Annotated in this window: 22 protein-coding genes; 10 read left to right on the plus strand and 12 right to left on the minus strand. The window is 68.7% G+C overall.

From position 1 onward, the window contains the following. Positions 1-67: 67 nt before the first annotated feature. Positions 68-160: a 50S ribosomal protein bL37 gene (locus tag ACXYX3_RS07060; protein WP_104863173.1), complete on the minus strand. Its 93-nt coding sequence runs from the start codon at positions 158-160 to the stop codon at positions 68-70. Between the two features lie 135 nt (positions 161-295). Here ACXYX3_RS07060 and ACXYX3_RS07065 point away from each other — a divergent pair, with 135 nt between their 5' ends. Together ACXYX3_RS07065 and ACXYX3_RS07070 are read left to right on the plus strand one after the other, a co-directional pair. Beyond that, positions 296-511 (plus strand): biotin/lipoyl-binding carrier protein, encoded by a 216-nt coding sequence (locus ACXYX3_RS07065; RefSeq protein ID WP_090281687.1) that lies wholly within the window; start codon positions 296-298, stop codon positions 509-511. 27 nt (positions 512-538) lie between these two features. Then, positions 539-2,029, plus strand: coding sequence for a sensor histidine kinase (locus tag ACXYX3_RS07070; protein ID WP_458610963.1), 1,491 nt, complete (start codon positions 539-541; stop codon positions 2,027-2,029). Positions 2,030-2,166: 137 nt separating this feature from the next. On the opposite strand, the gene whiB1 is transcribed toward ACXYX3_RS07070, so the two are convergent. Together whiB1 and ACXYX3_RS07080 are read right to left on the minus strand one after the other, a co-directional pair. Beyond that, entirely contained in the window at positions 2,167-2,421 is a 255-nt protein-coding gene (gene whiB1 / locus ACXYX3_RS07075) for a transcriptional regulator WhiB1 (RefSeq protein ID WP_046364816.1), read from the minus strand. A 269-nt stretch (positions 2,422-2,690) separates the two neighbouring features. Continuing rightward, positions 2,691-3,647, minus strand: a complete 957-nt coding sequence (locus ACXYX3_RS07080; protein WP_458610965.1) for a diacylglycerol/lipid kinase family protein — start codon at positions 3,645-3,647, stop codon at positions 2,691-2,693. Between the two features lie 81 nt (positions 3,648-3,728). Between ACXYX3_RS07080 and aroQ the strand changes: the two genes are divergently transcribed. After that, entirely contained in the window at positions 3,729-4,172 is a 444-nt protein-coding gene (gene aroQ, locus ACXYX3_RS07085) for a type II 3-dehydroquinate dehydratase (protein WP_458610967.1), read from the plus strand. Further along, positions 4,169-4,582: a hypothetical protein gene (locus ACXYX3_RS07090; protein WP_458610969.1), complete on the plus strand. Its 414-nt coding sequence runs from the start codon at positions 4,169-4,171 to the stop codon at positions 4,580-4,582. The genes aroQ and ACXYX3_RS07090 overlap by 4 nt, the downstream gene beginning before the upstream one ends. Here the strand turns inward: ACXYX3_RS07090 and ACXYX3_RS07095 are convergent. The 3 genes from ACXYX3_RS07095 to ACXYX3_RS07105 are packed head-to-tail and all read right to left on the minus strand — an operon-like array spanning position 4,531 to position 6,717. After that, positions 4,531-5,016 carry a GNAT family N-acetyltransferase gene (locus ACXYX3_RS07095; RefSeq protein WP_241202860.1) on the minus strand — a complete coding sequence of 162 codons (486 nt, stop codon included), beginning with the start codon at positions 5,014-5,016 and terminating at the stop codon, positions 4,531-4,533. The genes ACXYX3_RS07090 and ACXYX3_RS07095 overlap by 52 nt on opposite strands. Next, positions 5,009-6,109 carry an isochorismate synthase gene (locus tag ACXYX3_RS07100; protein ID WP_241202859.1) on the minus strand — a complete coding sequence of 367 codons (1,101 nt, stop codon included), beginning with the start codon at positions 6,107-6,109 and terminating at the stop codon, positions 5,009-5,011. Before ACXYX3_RS07100 ends, ACXYX3_RS07095 begins: the two co-directional genes overlap by 8 nt. Beyond that, positions 6,106-6,717, minus strand: coding sequence for an acid phosphatase (locus ACXYX3_RS07105; protein ID WP_458610972.1), 612 nt, complete (start codon positions 6,715-6,717; stop codon positions 6,106-6,108). Before ACXYX3_RS07105 ends, ACXYX3_RS07100 begins: the two co-directional genes overlap by 4 nt. An 82-nt stretch (positions 6,718-6,799) precedes the next feature. Here ACXYX3_RS07105 and ACXYX3_RS07110 point away from each other — a divergent pair, with 82 nt between their 5' ends. Then, positions 6,800-7,603, plus strand: a complete 804-nt coding sequence (locus ACXYX3_RS07110) for a ParA family protein (RefSeq protein ID WP_458610974.1) — start codon at positions 6,800-6,802, stop codon at positions 7,601-7,603. An 11-nt stretch (positions 7,604-7,614) separates the two neighbouring features. Here ACXYX3_RS07110 and ACXYX3_RS07115 read toward each other — a convergent pair whose 3' ends face one another. Together ACXYX3_RS07115 and ACXYX3_RS07120 are read right to left on the minus strand one after the other, a co-directional pair. After that, positions 7,615-8,829: an Rv3212 family protein gene (locus ACXYX3_RS07115; RefSeq protein ID WP_458610976.1), complete on the minus strand. Its 1,215-nt coding sequence runs from the start codon at positions 8,827-8,829 to the stop codon at positions 7,615-7,617. Positions 8,830-8,835: 6 nt separating this feature from the next. Then, positions 8,836-10,314, minus strand: coding sequence for a DEAD/DEAH box helicase (locus ACXYX3_RS07120; protein ID WP_458610978.1), 1,479 nt, complete (start codon positions 10,312-10,314; stop codon positions 8,836-8,838). A 277-nt stretch (positions 10,315-10,591) separates the two neighbouring features. On the opposite strand from ACXYX3_RS07120, the gene ACXYX3_RS07125 reads away from it, so the two are divergent. Beyond that, the gene (locus ACXYX3_RS07125; protein WP_241202854.1) at positions 10,592-11,302 is read left to right on the plus strand and encodes a ferritin-like fold-containing protein; all 711 of its coding nucleotides are present in this window, start codon (positions 10,592-10,594) and stop codon (positions 11,300-11,302) included. A 6-nt stretch (positions 11,303-11,308) separates the two neighbouring features. On the opposite strand, the gene ACXYX3_RS07130 is transcribed toward ACXYX3_RS07125, so the two are convergent. Next, a complete protein-coding gene (locus ACXYX3_RS07130; protein ID WP_458610980.1) occupies positions 11,309-12,157 on the minus strand; it encodes a hypothetical protein in 849 nt (282 codons plus the stop codon). A gap of 227 nt (positions 12,158-12,384) precedes the next feature. Between ACXYX3_RS07130 and ACXYX3_RS07135 the strand changes: the two genes are divergently transcribed. Continuing rightward, positions 12,385-12,645, plus strand: a complete 261-nt coding sequence (locus ACXYX3_RS07135; protein ID WP_221355681.1) for a DUF3107 domain-containing protein — start codon at positions 12,385-12,387, stop codon at positions 12,643-12,645. 13 nt (positions 12,646-12,658) lie between these two features. Here ACXYX3_RS07135 and ACXYX3_RS07140 read toward each other — a convergent pair whose 3' ends face one another. Beyond that, positions 12,659-13,339 (minus strand): TetR/AcrR family transcriptional regulator, encoded by a 681-nt coding sequence (locus tag ACXYX3_RS07140; RefSeq protein WP_111512423.1) that lies wholly within the window; start codon positions 13,337-13,339, stop codon positions 12,659-12,661. 152 nt (positions 13,340-13,491) lie between these two features. Between ACXYX3_RS07140 and ACXYX3_RS07145 the strand changes: the two genes are divergently transcribed. The 3 genes from ACXYX3_RS07145 (at position 13,492) to ACXYX3_RS07155 (ending at position 16,754) form a co-directional block, all read left to right on the plus strand. Continuing rightward, complete coding sequence (locus ACXYX3_RS07145) at positions 13,492-14,526, plus strand: DUF3152 domain-containing protein (RefSeq protein WP_458610982.1); 1,035 nt, start codon at positions 13,492-13,494, stop codon at positions 14,524-14,526. Between the two features lie 158 nt (positions 14,527-14,684). Then, positions 14,685-15,863: an adenylyltransferase/sulfurtransferase MoeZ gene (gene moeZ, locus ACXYX3_RS07150; protein ID WP_458610984.1), complete on the plus strand. Its 1,179-nt coding sequence runs from the start codon at positions 14,685-14,687 to the stop codon at positions 15,861-15,863. 36 nt (positions 15,864-15,899) lie between these two features. Next, positions 15,900-16,754 carry a TIGR02569 family protein gene (locus tag ACXYX3_RS07155; protein WP_241202849.1) on the plus strand — a complete coding sequence of 285 codons (855 nt, stop codon included), beginning with the start codon at positions 15,900-15,902 and terminating at the stop codon, positions 16,752-16,754. A gap of 73 nt (positions 16,755-16,827) precedes the next feature. Here the strand turns inward: ACXYX3_RS07155 and ACXYX3_RS07160 are convergent, their stop codons facing one another. Then, entirely contained in the window at positions 16,828-17,124 is a 297-nt protein-coding gene (locus ACXYX3_RS07160; RefSeq protein WP_458610986.1) for an MGMT family protein, read from the minus strand. 1 nt (position 17,125) lies between these two features. Beyond that, positions 17,126-17,908 (minus strand): alpha/beta fold hydrolase, encoded by a 783-nt coding sequence (locus tag ACXYX3_RS07165; protein WP_458610988.1) that lies wholly within the window; start codon positions 17,906-17,908, stop codon positions 17,126-17,128. Between the last annotated feature and the right edge of the window lie 25 nt (positions 17,909-17,933).

Raw genomic sequence — 17,933 nt, forward strand, 5'->3', positions numbered from 1 at the left:
GCACCGAGAACGACGAACCGCCCGGCTTCCGAAGGGAAGTCCGGGCGGTTCGTCGTTGCTCAGGCGGTCAGCGCACTGACTTCGACCCGCAGTTGGGTCGCTTGCCGTGGTTGGCCTTGCTGTGCTTACGATCGCGCTTCTTGCGGCCACGCTTGGCCATCATCCACCTCCGAATTTCTCGACTGATTGCAGCTATTGTCTCACGGGCCGGTTGATGCTCTGTCCACAGTTCAGATCCAGCAGGGGTGTGGTTCGATAGACCGGACAAGACGCCGGTGGATGAGTGGGGTTGAAGATGGCCGAGGACGTTCGCGCCGAAATCGTGGCCAGTGTGCTCGAGGTCGTGGTCAGCGAGGGCGATCAGATCGGTGAAGGCGACACGTTGGTACTGCTCGAGTCGATGAAGATGGAGATCCCGGTGCTCGCCGAGGTCGCCGGCACGATCAGCAAGGTCAGCGTTTCCGTCGGCGACGTGATCCAGGCCGGCGATCTCATCGCCGTCATCAGCTAGCCCAGCGACGACAACACCGGTAGGTCCATGTCCACCCTCGGTGACCTGCTCGCCGAGCACACGGTCCTGCCCGGCAACGCCGTCGATCACCTGCACGCCGTCGTCGGTGAATGGCAACTGCTGGCCGACCTGTCGTTCGCCGACTTCTTGATGTGGGTGCGGCGCGACGACGGCCGCGTGGTGTGCGTGGCCCAGGTCCGGCCCAACACCGCACCGACGGTGCTGCTGGCCGACGCCGTCGGCACCATCGCCGAGACCACGACCGTCCCGATCATCGCGACAGCTTTCGATTCCGGCGCCATCGGACGCTCCACGATCGAGGGCACCGACGGTGCGCCCGGCCTGAACGTCGAGGCCGTGCCGGTCCGTCACGGCTCCCACGTCGTCGCCGTCCTGACCCATCAGACATCGCTGGCCCCACGGCAGGCGAGCCCGCTGGAAGCCGCCTACGTCGACTGTGCCGCCGATCTGTTGCTGATGCTGTCGGAGGGCACCTTCCCCAACGTGGGTGACCTCGCGATGTCGCGGTCGAGTCCCCGCGTCGGTGACGGCTTCATCCGGCTCGACAAGGCCGGGATCGTCACGTTCGCCAGTCCGAACGCGATCTCCGCCTACCACCGCATGGGGTTGACGGCCGAACTCGAGGGACACAACCTCGTCACGGTGACCCGGCCGCTGATCTCGGATCCTTTCGACGCCCAGGAACTGGCCAACCACGTGCGGGATTCGCTGGCCGGCGGGTCCAGCATGCGGATGGAGGTCGACGCCGGCGGGGCGGCCGTCCTGCTGCGTACGCTGCCGCTGCTGGCCCACGGCGAAGCGGTGGGGGCGGCGGTGCTGATCCGCGACGTCACCGAGGTCAAACGCCGCGACCGGGCGCTGCTGTCGAAGGACGCCACGATCCGGGAGATCCACCACCGGGTGAAGAACAATTTGCAGACCGTGGCCGCCCTGCTGCGGTTGCAGGCGCGTCGCACCACCAATGCCGAGGGGCGCGAGGCGCTCATCGAATCGGTTCGCCGCGTATCGTCCATCGCCCTGGTGCACGATGCGCTGTCGATGTCGGTCGACGAAGAGGTCAACCTCGACCAGGTCATCGATCGCATCCTGCCGATCATGAACGACGTCGCCACCGTCGATTCGCCGATCCGGATCAACCGGGAAGGGGACCTGGGGGTTCTCGACGCCGACCGCGCGACCGCGCTGATCATGGTGATCACCGAGCTGGTGCAGAACGCCATCGAGCACGCCTTCGATAGCACGACGGCAACGGGTTGCGTGACGATCCGGTCGGAGCGGTCGGCGCGCTGGCTCGACGTCGTCGTCCATGATGACGGTCGCGGACTGCCCGCGGGCTTCAGTCTCGAGAAATCCGACCGTCTCGGGTTGCAGATCGTGCGGACCCTGGTGTCGGCCGAGCTCGACGGTTCGCTCGGCATGCACGACGTACCGGACGGCGGAACCGATGTGGTGCTGAGAGTGCCGATCGGCCGTCGAGCCCGCACGAGTCAATTCTGACTAATTGCGACGGTTCAGATAGTGGCTGAAGCTGCCATTCTTCGCGTTCGCATTACGGATAGCTGGCATGTAATTCAGCTCACACAGCGACGGCCCCTACTTTCGTCGGGGCCGTCGGCAGAAGTGCGCGTCGGAGATCAGACGCCGGAGCGAGCCTTCGTGCGAGCGTTGCGACGCTTGAGCGCGCGGCGCTCGTCCTCGCTCATGCCACCCCAGACGCCGGCGTCCTGGCCGGAGTCCAAAGCCCAGCTCAGGCACTCCGCGGTGACGGGGCACCGGTTGCACACGAGCTTCGCGTCAGCGATCTGGGCGAGGGCCGGGCCGCTGTTCCCCACCGGGAAGAACAGTTCCGGATCCTCGTCGCGACAGACCGCCTTGTGGCGCCAATCCATGTGTTCTACTCCTTATCGTGTGCGCAGCGAAGCGCACGAGCTTTTCCTTCGGCTGTTAACGCAAGCGCTCCAAATGTTTCTGCGCTGTTGCATCCGATGCTTTCACAGGCTGAACAGATGTCAATAGCAGTTCGTTAACACGTGGGCTATCTCACTACAGCAGGCCGTTTTCCGGCCCTCCATTCCGTTGTACTACTCTTAACCCACCTGCGCCCTCGATCGCCCCTGTGAGGTGTCTCCCAGTCGGCTCCGGCGCAGGTCAGAACCCGTCAGGAACGGGGAGCCGGCGGCGGCGCGACCACCGCGAGTGCGTTCGGAACCGACGTGAACGTCATGTCGTCGCGCGTTCCGACGAAATCACCGTCGATCTGACAGGCGACCGGCCCGTCACTGGTGATCGTGAGGCTGGGCAGGTCGTCGTCGCGCACCAGATGCTTGGCGGTCAGCCGCGGCTTGCGGGAGAGCATCTGCCGGACCAGACGCAGATTGGCCCACACGTTCATGCTGGTCGTCGCGAACACGCCGAGCCCGGTCTCGAACGTGGTGTCCGGATTCGTCCACACCGGGCGGGCGTTGGCGTAGGTCCACGGACTGGAGTTCGACACGAATGCGAAGTGCACGCCGGTGACAGGTTCGCGGTCGGGCAGATGCACGGTGAGCGTCGGCTCCTCCCGCGTACTGGCCAGCACCTCCCTGATCGCCACCCGGATGTAGCGCCCCGCGGTGACCTTGCGGCCTTTCGCGCGCTGCTCCTCGACCGCCGCCACCACGGCTCCGTCGACGCCCATGCCGGCGGTGAACACCCCCCAGCGTTCCCCGCAGTCCATCAGGCCGATGCGTCGCCACCTGCGGGTGCGCCGATACTCCGAGAGCAGATCGACGAGTTGGTTCGTGGCCTCCAGCGGGTCGGGGCTGATGCCCAGGGCGCGGGCGAACACATTGGCCGAACCGCCGGGGACGACGCCGACCGCGGGGCCGCGATTGGTGGGCCCCAGCTCGCCGAGGATCCCGTTGACGACCTCGTTGACCGTGCCGTCGCCGCCGTGCACGATCACCACGTCGACGCCGTCGCGGGCCGCTTCCGCGGCGATCTCGATCGCGTGTCCGCGGTGGTCGGTGTGTGCGACGGACAGCGTGGTCCGGCTCTCCAAGGCGTGCGCCAGCAGGTCGCGGCCCGCCGGCGTCGTCGACGTCGCATTCGGGTTCACGATCAGCACGGCACGCACGAGGGGTGAGCCTAACGGTCGGCTGTGAACGCGCTGCGCGCTGTGAGTCGGCGGCCCCGCCGGTGGCGGTACCGTACCTGCGTGACCGCACGTCGACTGCTCCTGCTCAACGGGCCGAACCTGAATCTGCTCGGGACCCGGCAGCCCGAGGTGTACGGGACGACCACTCTCGCCCAGATCGAGGCGAGAGTCAGCGAGGTGGCCGCCGACCACGACCTGAAGGTGCGTGCGGTGCAGAGCAACCACGAGGGCGAACTCGTCGACGCCATCCAGGCGGCCCGCGACGACTGCGTGGCGATCGTGATCAACCCGGCGGCCTACAGCCACACCTCGATCGCGATCGCCGACGCGTTGCGATCGGTCGGATTGCCGGTGGCCGAGGTGCATTTGAGCAACATCCATGCGCGTGAACAGTTCCGGCACCACTCCCATGTGTCGGCGGTGGCCGACATGGTGATCGCCGGTGCCGGTCCGCTCGGCTACGAGATGGCGGTCCGCTATCTGGCGGACCGGCTCGCGCGGTGACGCCGGCACCGGTGCGCGTCGCCGGCGGGATCGCGGGTCTGCAGGGCGCGCTCGCCTTGGTGGCGGCCGTCGTGCTCGTCGTGCGGGAGGCCGCCGGACACCACGAGGACGCGATCAGTGGCTACGGCACCGCCGTGTGGTTCGCGATCATGGGGTCGGCCGTCGTGGCCGCGGGCTGGGCGCTGGTGACCGGGCGGCGGTGGGGACGCGGCATCGCGGTGTTCGCCAACCTCGTCCTGTTGGGCGTGGCCTGGTATGTGTTCAGCTCCGGCCAACTCGGCTATGCGATAGCGGTGGCGGCCGCGTCGATCGCCGTGCTGGCGCTGTTGTTCAGCCCAGCTGGTCTGGCCTGGTTCACTCAATCGGATTCGGATGCCAGCGCCGACAGTTCGGGGCCCGACACCCGATAGGTGATCCACTCGCTCTGCGGACGCCCGCCCACCGCGTCGTAGAGGGCGATGGCGTTGGAGTTCCAGTCCAGCACCGCCCAGGTGAGACGGGTGTAGCCGTGGTCGACGCATTCGCGCGCCAAGGCCGAGAGCAATCGGCGCGCCAACCCTCGTCGCCGAAATGCCGGACGGACGAACAGGTCTTCGAGGTAGACGCCGGCCACGCCGTCCCAGGTGGAGAAGTTGCGAAACCACAGCGCGCCGCCGGCGGCCTGGCCGTCGACCTCGGCCAGCAGGCCGTAGACCACCGGGTCGTCGCCGAAAAGGGCGCTCCGGAGCTGGGTTTCGGTGACGGTGCACTCGGCTGACGCACGTTCGAAGTCGGCCAGCTCATGGATCATCGCGGTCAGCTCGGTCTCGTCGCCCGGTCGCACCGCCCGGATCACCTCACTCATCGCGCACTCCCAACGCCGCCAGTATGGTCTTGAATTTCGTTGTGGTCTCTGCCAACTCGTCGTCGGGATCGGACTCGGCGACGATGCCGCCACCGGAATGAGCCACCGCCGAGCGGCGGTCGGCGGACAGCTGCGCGCAGCGGATGGACACCACCCAGCGGCCGTCGCCACGCTGATCACACCAGCCCACGGCACCCGCGTAGAAGCCGCGATCGCCTTCGAGTTCGGTGATCAGTTCCGTCGCCGCAGCGGTCGGGGAGCCGCCGACGGCCGGGGTGGGATGCAGGGCGATCGCCAAATCCAGCGCCGTGGTCGCCGTCTCGCGCAACAGGCCGGTGATCGGGGTGTAGAGATGCCACACCGCGGCGGTCTTGGCCAACTGCGGCCGCTCGGCGATCTGCAGGTCGGTGCACAGCGGGTCGAGCGCGTCACGCAACGCTTCGACCACGAGCTGGTGCTCATGCCGGTTCTTGGTCGAATTCGCCAATGCTGCACCGCTTTCCGCGTCGGCGTCGGGATCGGCGAGTCGGGGTGCCGAGCCCGCGAAGGGCCGGCACATCACCTGCTGGCCGCGGCGCGCCACCAGCAGTTCGGGGCTCGCCCCGATCAGCGCCGTGCCGGAGTGACCCTCGCCCGCCGCGGACAGGTCGACGAGGTATTTGACGGCCTGCGCGTCGTTGCCGGTGAGCCGGTGCAGCAGCGTCCGTGCGTCCAGCGGTCCCTCAGCGCTGACGGTCAACGCCCGCGCGAGCACCACCTTGTGCAGCGCCGTCGCCGGATCGGCGAGGCGCGCGACGGCGACCGCGACACGGCGGCGGTGCTCCTCGGCGTCGGGCGTGGTCGCGGTGATGCGCGCCGGCGGGAGTTCGCGCAGTGGCCACGCGGGCAGATCGGGGGAGAAGCGGATCGTTTGAGGCCGCATCAGCGCCGCCGGCTGGCTCAGATCGAACGGCAACGCCCCGACGATGATCGGCGCGCTGTGCGACGCGAGCGCGGCCCGTGCGTCGGCGATCCGGGGAAAGGCGGTGTGTACGCCGTCGGCCACCACCACCTCGTCGGGTCCGGCGAGGACGAACGTCGGCTCACGGGTCACGTGGACACGGCCGGATCGGGGCGGCCGGTCAGGCCGAGCGAGGTGAGCTGACGCACCCCGTGCTCGAAGCCGCACACCGCGATCGACACGGCCGGCATCGCGAAGCGGATGCCTTCATAGACGGGCTGTTCGATCCAGCGGGTGATCACCGCGCGGGAGAAATGACCGTGGCCCACGAACACGACGTCGCGAGTCTCCATGTGCTCGAGCGCCACCGCGATCGCCCGGTCGGCGCGCTCGCAGACCGCGGCCGTGGTCTCGCCGCCGGGGCAGCCGTGCGTCCACACCAACCAGTTCGGCACCGCCTTGCGGATCTCCTCTGTCGTGGTGCCCTCGTAATCGCCGTAGTCCCACTCCCGGATCAGCTCGTCGACCTCGTCGACGTGCAGCCCCGCGAGCTCGGCGGTGGTGCGGGCGCGCACCCGGGGGCTGCTGATCACCACGGGGTTCTGCAGGCGCAGCTGGGTGACGGTCTCGGCGGCGGCCGCGGCTTGCGCGCGCCCGTGCTCGGTGAGCTCGAGTTCCGTCCGCCCGGTGTGCTTACCGGATTTCGACCATTCGGTCTCGCCGTGGCGAAGCAGGATCAGCCGGTGTTGCAGAAGAGCCACGTGTCCGATTCTGCCGCACGGTCGGATGTGTGCCGCACGAGCGGTACCACCGAACGGCGCGATCGGGGCAGGCCGTGCCAAGATGGGTGCTGTGACGCGGGTATTGGCGATCGCCAATCAAAAGGGTGGGGTCGCCAAGACGACGACGGTGGCGTCGCTGGGCGCGGCGATGGTCGAGATGGGCAAGCGAGTGCTGCTCGTCGACCTCGATCCGCAGGGCTGTCTGACGTTCTCGCTGGGACAGGATCCCGACAAACTCGCGGTCTCGGTGCACGAGGTGCTCCTCGGCGACGTCGAGCCCGATGCCGCGCTGGTCGACACCGCGGAGGGGATGACGCTGCTGCCGGCCAACATCGACCTCGCCGGCGCGGAGGCCATGCTGTTGATGCGTGCCGGTCGCGAGTACGCCCTCAAGCGGGCGCTGGCCAAGCTGACGGACCGCTTCGATGTGGTGATCATCGACTGCCCGCCGTCGCTGGGGGTGCTGACGCTCAACGGCCTCACCGCGGCCGACGAGGTCGTGGTGCCGCTGCAGTGCGAGACGCTGGCGCACCGCGGCGTGGGCCAGTTCCTGCGCACCATCAACGACGTGCAGCAGATCACGAACGCGGACCTGAAGCTGCTGGGCGCGCTGCCCACGCTTTACGACTCCCGGACCACCCACAGCCGTGACGTACTGTTCGACGTCGCCGACCGCTACGGGTTGCCGGTGCTTGCGCCGCCGATCCCACGCACCGTGCGCTTCGCCGAGGCCAGCGCATCGGGGTCGTCGGTGCTGACGGGTCGCAAGAACAAGGGCGCGATGGCCTACCGGGAGTTCGCCGAGTCGCTGCTCAAGCACTGGAAGAACGGCAAATCGCTCGCGACGTTCACCCCGGAGCTCTAGTCGGCAGGGCCCTACCCCGACAGGGCGACGATCTCGTCGCCCCTCTGCTCCACCAGCACCGATCCCGCGACCGCCGGCACCACCGGCCCGCTGACCGGTGGCCGCTGCAACGCGATGTGGCGCTCACCCGCGCCGCTCACCGGATCGAAGACGTCATAGCCGGTGGTCACCGGCACGAGCAGGCGGCCCGCCATGACGGTCGCCGGCCCCACCGGCTTGTCGGGTCCTGACGCGGCGACGGTGTAGCGGTAGCGGAAGCCGTTGGCGGAGAACACCATCACCGCGTCGCCGGTCCACCACGTGATCAGGTCTCCGACGCGTGACATCGTCGCGTCCGGCGACGGTGTGCCAGCGACCACGGTGCTGTCGATGGTCGCGCCGGTTTCGTCGACGATGTCGAGTCGAGGCTTCGGCGTGGGCACGTACAACGCCGTCGTGGTGTCTGACACCGCGACCACGCGCGCACCGGTGCCGTCGGCCACGCCCTTCTGCGGCACGTACTTGAGCTCGGGGGTGTCCTCTTCATCCGACGGGCGAAGCAGCGTCAACCGCAGATCGAGTTGGTCGGGGCACGCTTCGAGCACGGAGACCGCCGACGAACTCGCCGCGGCCGAGGTGAAGCGGCACTGCGAGGAGGCCGGCTTGCCGGGGTTGAGCGGTGCGTCGAGCGCCCCGTAGCTGAGCATCCGCACCAGGTCCGAACGCCACATCTCCAGCCTGGTGTCCCCGGCCGACAGCACGGTGGTGCCGTCGCCGGACAGCGTCACGTGCTTGTCCGCATAGCTGGTCCGGGTCGGCCCCCGCATCCCGGTGCGGGCGTCCACGGCGGTGACCTGCCCGCATCCCCGCACGTCGGGGTAGACGGCCACCGCATAGTTGTAGACCCAGGTGACCCCGCACAGGTCGAGGTCGCGGGTGTAGCTCCACAGGCTGTCACCGGTGGCAGGGTCGCGGCCTTGCATGGTGCGGCCGTCGCCGGTGACCAACGCGCCGGCGACGACGAGCGGCTGGCTGGTCCGGGCACTCGGCGCGGTCCACAGTTGGCGCAGTGCGTCCGGTACGGCGGTGGCGGGGGTGAGGGTGGGCACCGGCGCCGCGGCAGGCGTGCTGATCGTGGCTCTGGCGTCACTCGTCCACCAGACGATCGCGGCGACGAGGGCGACGACGGCGGCGATCGCCACGGCCGCCACCACATCTGCCCGGGTGCGGCGCTCGGGTCTGACCATGCGGCGCTAGTTGGCGGCCGCGGCCTTGTTCGGCCGGCGCCGGCGCCGCCGCCGCGGAGCCCGCGGGGCCTCATCGGCGTCGGTCTGCTGTGTCTGACCGTCAGCCGGCTGTTCGGCCGTCTCGGGGTGGGAGCCGACGGGCTGGCCGCCGCGGGTGCGACGACGGCTGCGGTTGCGGGCCGGCCGCTCGGTGCGCTCGCGGGGTTCACGGGCTTCGCGCTTGGGCTTGTCGCCGACGCGGGTGGATTTGCCGATCGAGCCACCGGCATCAGTCGGGATGTTCAGCTCTTCGTACAGATGCGGTGAGCTCGAGTACGTTTCGGCGGGATCGGGGGTCTCCAGTCCGAGCGCCTTGTCGATCATCGACCAGCGGGGCAGTTCGTCCCAGTCGACCAGGGTCACGGCGATGCCCGTCTTGCCGGCGCGGCCGGTGCGACCGATCCGGTGCACGTAGGCCTGCTCGTCCTCGGGGATCTGGAAGTTGATCACGTGGGTGATGTCGTCGATGTCGATACCGCGCGCCGCGACGTCGGTGGCGACGAGCACGTCGACGTCACCGGTGCGGAACGACTTCAGCGCCTTCTCGCGGGCGCCCTGACCGAGATCGCCGTGCACGGCGCCGACCTTGAAACCGCGCTCGGCGAGTTCGTCGGCCACCTTCTGGGCGGTGCGCTTGGTGCGGGTGAAGATCATCGTCGCGCCGCGGCCCTCCGCCTGCAGGATGCGACTGACCATCTCGACCTTGTCCAGCGCGTGCGCCCGGTAGGCGAACTGCTCGGTGGTGTCGTGGGTGGCCGACCCCTGAACGCCCTCGGCGCGGATGTGGGTCGGCTGGTTCATGAACGTGCGGGCCAGCGTGATGATCGGGTCCGGCATCGTGGCCGAGAAGAGCATCGCCTGACGCTGGGCGGGGATCTGCTTGAGGATGCGCTCGATGTCGGGCAGGAAGCCCAGGTCCAGCATCTCGTCGGCCTCGTCGAGGACCAGTGTGGACAGGCCGCCGAGCTGCAGGTGACCCTGCTGGGCGAGATCGAGAAGGCGACCCGGGGTGCCGACGACGACGTCGACGCCCTTCTGCAGCGCCTCGATCTGTGGCTCGTAGGGCCGCCCGCCGTAGATCGCCGTGACGGTCAGCTTGCGGGTGTCGTCGGCCTGCAGGTACTTCGAGGCGCCGACCAGATCCTCGTAGACCTGAATGCACAGCTCACGGGTGGGCACCACGACGAGGGCCCGGGGAATGCCGGTCAGCGGGCGCTCGGTGTCGGTGGTGATCCGGTGCAGCAGCGGCACGCCGAAGGCGAACGTCTTGCCCATACCGGTACGGGCCTGGCCGATCAGGTCATCGCCGGCCAGGGCCAGCGGCAGCGTCAGCTCCTGGATCGCGAAGGCGTGTTCGATGCCGTTCTCGGCGAGGGCGCGCACGATCTCGTCGCGCACCCCCAGCTCGGCGAACGTCGGAGTGGGATGCGGGGTAACGGGTGTCATAGAGGGGGAGACCTTCCACTTGTCATCTCATGCGTTGTCACGCGCGCACGAGTTGAGCAAGTGAACTTCGCTCCGGCCCTGCTCTGTCGGGGCGGGCCAGGCGGTAACTCGAGACTGTGCACGCACATTGCCACGGTGCCTGCGGCGTGTCACACGCCAGCCCTGACCTGTATCGATCGGTCGGCCGATCCGCCGACACCGGAACCCATGGTAGCTGGTCGGCCGGTACTCAGTCACATTCACGGGTGCGGTGTGCACGCCGTCTACAGTTGCACCCATGACTTCCACGCCGCCGGCGGCTTCTGCATCTGCCCCCGCAGCGCGGCCGAGCGCCGCGGCCGCGGCGCTGCCTGCCGATCATCCCGGTGTCGTCGAATTGTTCGCTCTGCTGGCATACGGCGAGGTCGCAGCGTTCTACCGGCTCACCGAGGAAGCGCGGATGGCGCCGAACCTGCGAGGCCGGATCAACATGGCCAGCATGGCCGCTGCGGAGATGAACCACTACGAGGTCCTGCGCGACGAGCTGGAACGCCGCGGGGTGGACGTGGTGCCCGCGATGACGCGCTACGCCTCGGCGTTGGAGAACTATCACCGGCTGACGACGCCGAGCACCTGGCTCGAGGCCTTGGTCAAGACCTATGTCGGTGACGCGCTGGCGGCCGACTTCTACCTCGAGATCGCGGACGCGATGCCCGGCGCGGTGGCCGACGTCATCAGGTCCGTGCTGTCGGAGACCGGCCATTCTCAGTTCGTGGTGGCCGAGGTGAGGGCCGCGGTGACAGCCAGCGACCGGCAGCGGCACCGACTGGCGCTGTGGTCGCGGCGGCTCCTCGGTGAGGCGATCACCCAGGCCCAGTACGTGCTGGCCGACCACGACGAGCTCGTCGAGTTGGTGATGTCGGCAGGCGGGTTGTCGCAGATCACCGAGTTCTTCGACCGCCTTCAGAAGACCCACAGCACCCGCATGCAGGAGCTGGGGCTGGCCTGAGGCGGGTCAGCGGGTGCAGTTGGTGATGATCGAATTGCCGTTCTGCGCCGCGATCACCGCACCGTTCGCATCCAGCACCTCGCAGTTCAACTGACCGGTGACGCTGGTGCCGGTGACCGAACTGAGCGTCACCCCGGGGTCCAGCGTGATGGTCTTGGACCAGGGCAGTGCGACGTTCACGTCGGTCTGCAGCGCGCCCTGGGCGTCGGTGTAGATGACGGTGACCAGGTCGAGAAGGCCCTTGGTGCCGGTGATCCGGTAGGTGACGGTGCCGGGGGCCGCCGACGGCGGCGGGGGAGCGGCCTGTGGTGCGGGCAGCAGCGGCGCACCTGGCGCGGGCACCGGCGCCTGGGCGGACGGTGTCGGGGTGATCGTGGTGACGGTCTCGGCCGGTAGCGAGGGCTGCAGCGACGGCTGCAGGGGTCGTGCCGGTGCAGCGATACGTGGCGTGGTCGACGGAGAGGGGGCCGACGTGGTGGCGGTGGTGTCCTGAGGGCTGTCCGACGCGACGGTCGCCGACACCGACCCGCTGTCTCCGCCGCCGAGGATCATGCTGGCCATGATCACGGCGATGAACAGGACTGCTCCGGCCGTACCGGCGATCCACATCCAGCGCCGGTCGATGTGCGCCTCGTCGAGGTAGTCCTCGTAATCGGCGTCGTAGTCCTGGTCGTAGTCGGCGTCGTAGTCCTGGCCGAAGTCACCGTCGCGGTGGTCGCGCGGATACACATCGGTGTCGAGGTCGGCGCCGTAGCCGTCGTGGTCCCGGTCGTAGCGGCTGCGCGTGCGCGGGCTACGGGTGCGCTCGGTCGGCGTCAGGGCGTACGGCGATGGTGCGGTGTATGGCCTGTTCATCCCAGCTGTCCCAGTCGTTGCTTGCGTTGCGGGGCCGATGCTACGAAGGCACGAGTGACGGGTGGGGCTGACGCGCCTGCTGTGGCGGTCACGGTCGGGACTCGGTTCGGTCGCTGCACCGTTGTAGAACGGCCGCGTTCGCTGACCGCGTAGGTCCCGGGCACGCACATCGAACGCGTCGTCCACTAGCCTCCTGGGGAGAGATTCGACGACAGAAGGGTTCCACTGTGGAGGTCAAGATCGGTGTCACCGACAGCCCGCGCGAGCTGATCGTCAACAGCGCGCAGACGCCGGCCGAGGTGGAGAAACTGGTCACCGACGCGCTGGAGTCGGGATCGGGCGTGCTGGCCCTCACCGACGAGAAGGGGCGGCGCTACCTGGTGCAGGCAGCGCGCATCGCCTACGTCGAGATCGGTGCCGCGGACGCGCGCCGGGTCGGATTCGGTGTGGGCGCGGTCGGCGCAGAGGTGACACGGACCGCCGGCTGACGCCGGGCGGCGGTCAGGAGCGCGTCAAAGGGACGTGCGACAGGCCGCCCCAGATGAATGCGACGGTGCCTTCGACGGCATCGTCCTTCGCGATCGGACGCTCGTTGTTGAGCCAGTAGCGCGCCGAATCGACGCTGATGCTCACGAGGCCGACGGCGATCATCCGCGCGCGGTGCGGCTCGAGCCCGGAATCGTGGCTGATCAGGTCGAACACCGCGTCGGTGCACGCCTCGGTGGCCACCTTCACCTGAGCCGCGACCTGCGGCTCGGTGACATAGTCGTTCTCGAAGATCAGCCGGTATCCCTGGCTGTCGTGCTCGATGAAGTCGAAGAACGCCTCCACTGCCGCGCGCACCCGCTGCCGGTTGTCGGTCGTGGTGCGCAGGGCCTGCCGCACCCCGGAGACGAGATTGTCGACGTGTCGCTGCAGCACCGCGAGGTACAGCTCCACCTTCGACGTGAAGTGCTGGTAGAGCACGGGTTTGCTGACGCCGGCCCGCTCGGCGATTTCGTCCATCCCCGCCGCGTGGTAGCCACGGTCGACGAAGACTTCGCTCGCCGCGATCAGCAGCTGCCCGCGACGCTCGTCGCGGGGCAGGCGATTGCCACGTTTGGCTGTGCCGGCGCTGGACGGCCCCGTACTGCTGGCCGGCTGCCCACCGCGCCGCTGCGCCGTTCGGGCGAGTTCGCTCATCAGACCCTCGAGTTCTACTGCCGGCGAATGTGCCGTCGTGAGTTCGGTTCCGACGACATTACTACCGTTAGCTGCTCCCAGTCGGGAGGACATCGACCCGGCGACAGGCGCGCCGAAGGCGCCTGTCAGGCAACCTGTGTCATCCTGTGTCGGTGACCTACGACCCGGGGCATCGCGGGAACGGTCGCGCTCCCGTGCTCCGCGACGAATGGCGCGAACCGCTGCGCGCGCAGCGTGATCCGCTGGCCGAAGACTCCGGACGGGCCCGGTCCAATCGCGACGACCACCAGCGCTGGCGCAAGCAGACCTGGCTGGGACGGTTCGTCTCCACATACGGGTGGCGTGCCTACGCGCTACCGCTGCTCATCGCACTGACGGCCGTCGTCGTCTATCAGACCATCACCGGCGCCAGCGTGGCTCCGCCGGTGGCCGAGGACGACGGCCCGGTGCAGGGGCCGCCGACGATCGGCATGGCCAGTACCGCGATCGTCGGGGCCCCGCCCAAGGGGCTCACGCAGTTCGACGCCAATCTGCCGACCGGCATCCTGCCCCAGGGCGGCCCGTTCACCGAGGCCGGTGCGCGCACCTGGCATGTCGTGCCCGGTACCACTCCGCAGGTCGGCGAGGGCACCAGCAAGGTGTTCAGCTACACCGTCGAGGTCGAAGACGGCGTCGACACCACGTCCTTCGGCGGCGACGACGGCTTCGCCCGGATGGTCAGCGAAACGCTGGCCAATCCGAAGAGTTGGACGCACAACCCCCAGTTCGGGTTCGTTCGCGTCGACGACACCTCCGGTGTGCAGCCGGACTTTCGGGTGTCGCTGACCTCTCCGATGACCGTGCGGGAAGGCTGCGGGTACGACATCCAGCTCGAGGCGTCCTGCTACAACCCGGCCTATGAGGGCCAGCCGCGGGTCTTCATCAACGAGGCGCGCTGGGTGCGCGGTGCGGTGCCGTTCCAGGGCGACATCGGCTCCTACCGGCAGTACGTCATCAACCACGAGGTCGGTCATGCGATCGGCTATCCGCGCCACGAGCAGTGCGCGGTCAGTGGCGAACTCGCGCCGGTGATGATGCAGCAGACCTTCTCGACCAGCAACGACGATGCCGCGCGCTTCGACCCCGGTACCGTCACCCCCGACGGGAAGACCTGCCGGTTCAACCCGTGGCCCTATCCGATCGCCTAGGCACCGCGAGCGCGCGCGTCTGTACGCCGACGCGCCGGGAAAACCGTCCCTGGGCGCGCGCTCATCGGCGCTGACCGCGCGGGAAGCGTCGGGGCCTCGTTGCTGTTGCACCCTCTACCTGTTTCGATGGGTCTTGCAAGCCAACCAAGGAGAGTCCGGTGTCCTCACCGCTGCCACCGCTGGTCGAGCCAGCCGCTGAACTGACCCGTGACGAGGTCGCTCGCTACAGCCGCCACCTGATCATTCCCGACCTAGGCCTGGACGGTCAGAAGAGGCTGAAGAACGCGCGGGTGCTGGTGATCGGCGCCGGTGGTCTCGGCTCGCCGACGCTGCTGTACCTCGCCGCCGCCGGGGTGGGCACGATCGGCATCGTCGAGTTCGATGTCGTCGACGAGTCCAACCTGCAGCGCCAGATCATCCACGGCCAGTCCGACATCGGCCGGTCCAAGGCCGAGAGCGCCAAGGACTCGATCCTCGAGGTGAACCCGCTGGTCGACGTCATCCTGCACGAGGTCCGCCTGGAACCGGAGAACGCCGTCGAGATCTTCAGCGACTACGACCTCATCCTCGACGGCACCGACAACTTCGCGACCCGCTACCTGGTCAACGACGCCGCCGTGCTCGCCGGCAAGCCGTACGTGTGGGGATCGATCTACCGCTTCGAAGGCCAGGTGTCGGTGTTCTGGGAGGATGCCCCCGACGGTCTGGGCCTCAACTACCGCGATCTCTATCCCGAGCCCCCGCCACCGGGGATGGTCCCGTCGTGTGCCGAGGGTGGGGTGCTGGGCATCCTGTGCGCCTCGATCGCCTCGGTCATGGGCACCGAAGCGATCAAGCTGATCACGGGAATCGGTGAGCCCCTGCTGGGCCGGCTGATGGTCTACGACGCGCTGGACATGACCTATCGGACGATCAAGATCCGCAAGGATCCCGCGACGCCGAAGATCACCGAGCTGATCGACTACGAGGAGTTCTGCGGCGTGGTCTCCGATGCGGCCGCCGAGGCTGCTGCGGAGTCGACGATCACCCCGCGTGAACTGGCCGAGCTGCTCGACTCCGGGAAGCCGTTGGCGCTGATCGACGTTCGCGAGCCGGTCGAGTGGGACATCAACCACATCGACGGCGCGCAGCTGATCCCCAAGGGCGCCTTCGAGTCCGGTGAGGCGCTGTCGAGGCTGACCGTCGACCGCACACCGGTGTTCTACTGCAAGACCGGGGTGCGCTCGGCGGAGGTCCTGGCGATCGTCAAGAAGGCCGGTTTCTCGGATGCGATGCATGTCCAGGGCGGAATCGTGGCCTGGGGCAAGCAACTCGAACCCGACATGGTGATGTACTAACGCAGGGTTGGCGGCCGCGGCAATTACGCTGATGCGGTGACCTTCGAGCGCCCACCCGAGCATGTCCTCACGGCCTTCGGGCTGTCCGGAGTGCAGCCGGTGCCGCTCGGGTCCAGCTGGGAGGGCGGCTGGCGCTGCGGCGAAGTGGTGCTGTCGATGGTGGCCGACCATGCCCGCGCCGCCTGGTCGGCGAAGGTGCGGGAGACCTTGTTCGTCGACGGCATCCGGCTCGCGCGGCCGGTGCGCTCCACCGATGGGCGCTACGTCGTCGCCGGGTGGCGCGCCGACACCTACGTCGCGGGCACGCCGGAGCCGCGCCACGACGAGGTGGTGTCGGCCGCGGTCCGGCTGCACGAGGCCACCGCGACGCTGGAGCGGCCGCGCTTCCTGACGCAGCCGCCCGTGGCGCCCTGGGCGGATGTGGATGTCTTCATCGCCGCCGACCGTGCGGCGTGGGAGGAACGCCCCCTGCACTCGCTGCCGCCCGGTGCCCGCGTGGCGCCCGGGACGGCGGACGGGCAGAAGTCCGTCGACCTGATCAACCAGCTCGCCTCGCTGCGTAGGCCGACGAAGAGCCCGAGCCAGCTGGTGCACGGAGATCTCTACGGCACAGTGCTTTTCGCCGGTACCGCAGCGCCCGGCATCACCGACATCACCCCCTACTGGCGGCCGCCCGCCTGGGCCGCGGGCGTCGTGGTCGTCGACGCGCTGTCGTGGGGTGAGGCCGACGACGCGTTGATCGAACGCTGGGAGGCGCTACCGGAGTGGCCGCAGATGTTGTTGCGGGCCTTGATGTTCCGCCTCGCCGTGCATGCGCTGCATCCGCGGTCGACGGCGGCTGCCTTCCCGGGCCTGGCGCGTACCGCCGCGCTGGTTCGCCTCGCGGTGTGATTCCTCGTCGCGAAAGTGCTCTGGCGGTAGCTCCAGCGCGAGGATCACTACCGCTCCTGCACTCTCGAGTTCGCTAGAACGTGTGGCGATGCGTCGCCAGGGCGATACGACCGTCGACGGCGAGCACCCCCTCGGCGCGCAGCCGGGCGAGTTGACGCGTAGCCAGGTGTGCCGCGGGGCGGCCGGAGGCGCGAATCACCCGGTGCCACGGCAGATCCGACGAGTCGGTGCGCATGATCCAGGCGACGATGCGTGGACTGGACAGATCGGCGGCCACGGCGAGGTCAGCGTAGGTGGTCACCGATCCGGCGGGCACCGATGCCACGAGCGCGCGGACGGCCTCCACCTGCGCGTCGGTGATCGCCGCCATGTCAGCCCAGCAGGTCTGCGATCAGCGCCGCCGTCTCCGCCGGCATGGCCAACGGCACCATGTGGTCGCAATCCCATTCCAGCACAGTCAGATTCGGTCCCAGTCCCGCGTCGAGCGTGGCGATCAGCTCGTCGGTGGCGTACGGCGGTTCGGTACGGAGCGCACGCACGAGCGTCGTCGGGGTGCCATCGCGCGGGATCGGCACCGGCCGGGTGAGCTCACTCCAGTAGGACAGCATCGCGGGAATGCTGATGCGCCAGCCGACGCGGCCGTTCGGCAGGTCCACCAGGTGCTCGTCGAGTTCGCGATCGAGTTCGGCCTGATCGACCTCCCCCCACGAGCCGCCGGTCTTCTCGTCCCGGGCCTCGGCGCGGTCGGTGTAGTCGGGCGAGGCGAACATGTCGTCGGCCACCTCGCGCATCCATCGGCCGTCGAGAGCCACTGCGGGGTCGAGCAGGACCAGGCCGGTCACCAGGTCCGGCCGCGTCGCAGCCAGATTCAACGCCACCGCACCGCCGAACGAATGACCGGCCACCACCACCGGTTCGCCGCCCTCGGCGTCGAGAAGCGCTGCCAGCGCGCTGACGTTCGCCTCGATGGACCACGGCGCATCCCACGACGAGCGGCCGTGGCCGAGGAGATCGGGTGCAACTACCGGAACGTCGGGAAGATGCCGCTCGAACAGGGTCTCCCACCGCTTACCGTGCCCCGTCAAGCCGTGGATCGCCAGAACCCGGGGGCGCGAGGCCGGTCCGAATCGATACGTGCACAACAGTTCGCTCACCCCTCGATGCTGCCATCGACGCCGG

The organism is Mycobacterium sp. Panama NTM2, from assembly GCF_054355555.1.

Bases quoted from the DNA above. Each gene is read 5' to 3' on its own strand.
- ACXYX3_RS07110 (WP_458610974.1), top strand. From the start codon at position 6,800: ATGGGTGCTGTGACGCGGGTATTGGCGATCGCCAATCAAAAGGGTGGG.
- whiB1 (WP_046364816.1), bottom strand. From the start codon at position 2,421: ATGGATTGGCGCCACAAGGCGGTCTGTCGCGACGAGGATCCGGAACTG.
- ACXYX3_RS07130 (WP_458610980.1), bottom strand. From the start codon at position 12,157: ATGAACAGGCCATACACCGCACCATCGCCGTACGCCCTGACGCCGACC.
- ACXYX3_RS07160 (WP_458610986.1), bottom strand. From the start codon at position 17,124: ATGGCGGCGATCACCGACGCGCAGGTGGAGGCCGTCCGCGCGCTCGTG.
- ACXYX3_RS07115 (WP_458610976.1), bottom strand. From the start codon at position 8,829: ATGGTCAGACCCGAGCGCCGCACCCGGGCAGATGTGGTGGCGGCCGTG.
- ACXYX3_RS07125 (WP_241202854.1), top strand. From the start codon at position 10,592: ATGACTTCCACGCCGCCGGCGGCTTCTGCATCTGCCCCCGCAGCGCGG.
- ACXYX3_RS07070 (WP_458610963.1), top strand. From the start codon at position 539: ATGTCCACCCTCGGTGACCTGCTCGCCGAGCACACGGTCCTGCCCGGC.
- ACXYX3_RS07060 (WP_104863173.1), bottom strand. From the start codon at position 160: ATGGCCAAGCGTGGCCGCAAGAAGCGCGATCGTAAGCACAGCAAGGCC.
- ACXYX3_RS07120 (WP_458610978.1), bottom strand. From the start codon at position 10,314: ATGACACCCGTTACCCCGCATCCCACTCCGACGTTCGCCGAGCTGGGG.
- ACXYX3_RS07140 (WP_111512423.1), bottom strand. From the start codon at position 13,339: ATGAGCGAACTCGCCCGAACGGCGCAGCGGCGCGGTGGGCAGCCGGCC.
- ACXYX3_RS07065 (WP_090281687.1), top strand. From the start codon at position 296: ATGGCCGAGGACGTTCGCGCCGAAATCGTGGCCAGTGTGCTCGAGGTC.
- ACXYX3_RS07095 (WP_241202860.1), bottom strand. From the start codon at position 5,016: ATGAGTGAGGTGATCCGGGCGGTGCGACCGGGCGACGAGACCGAGCTG.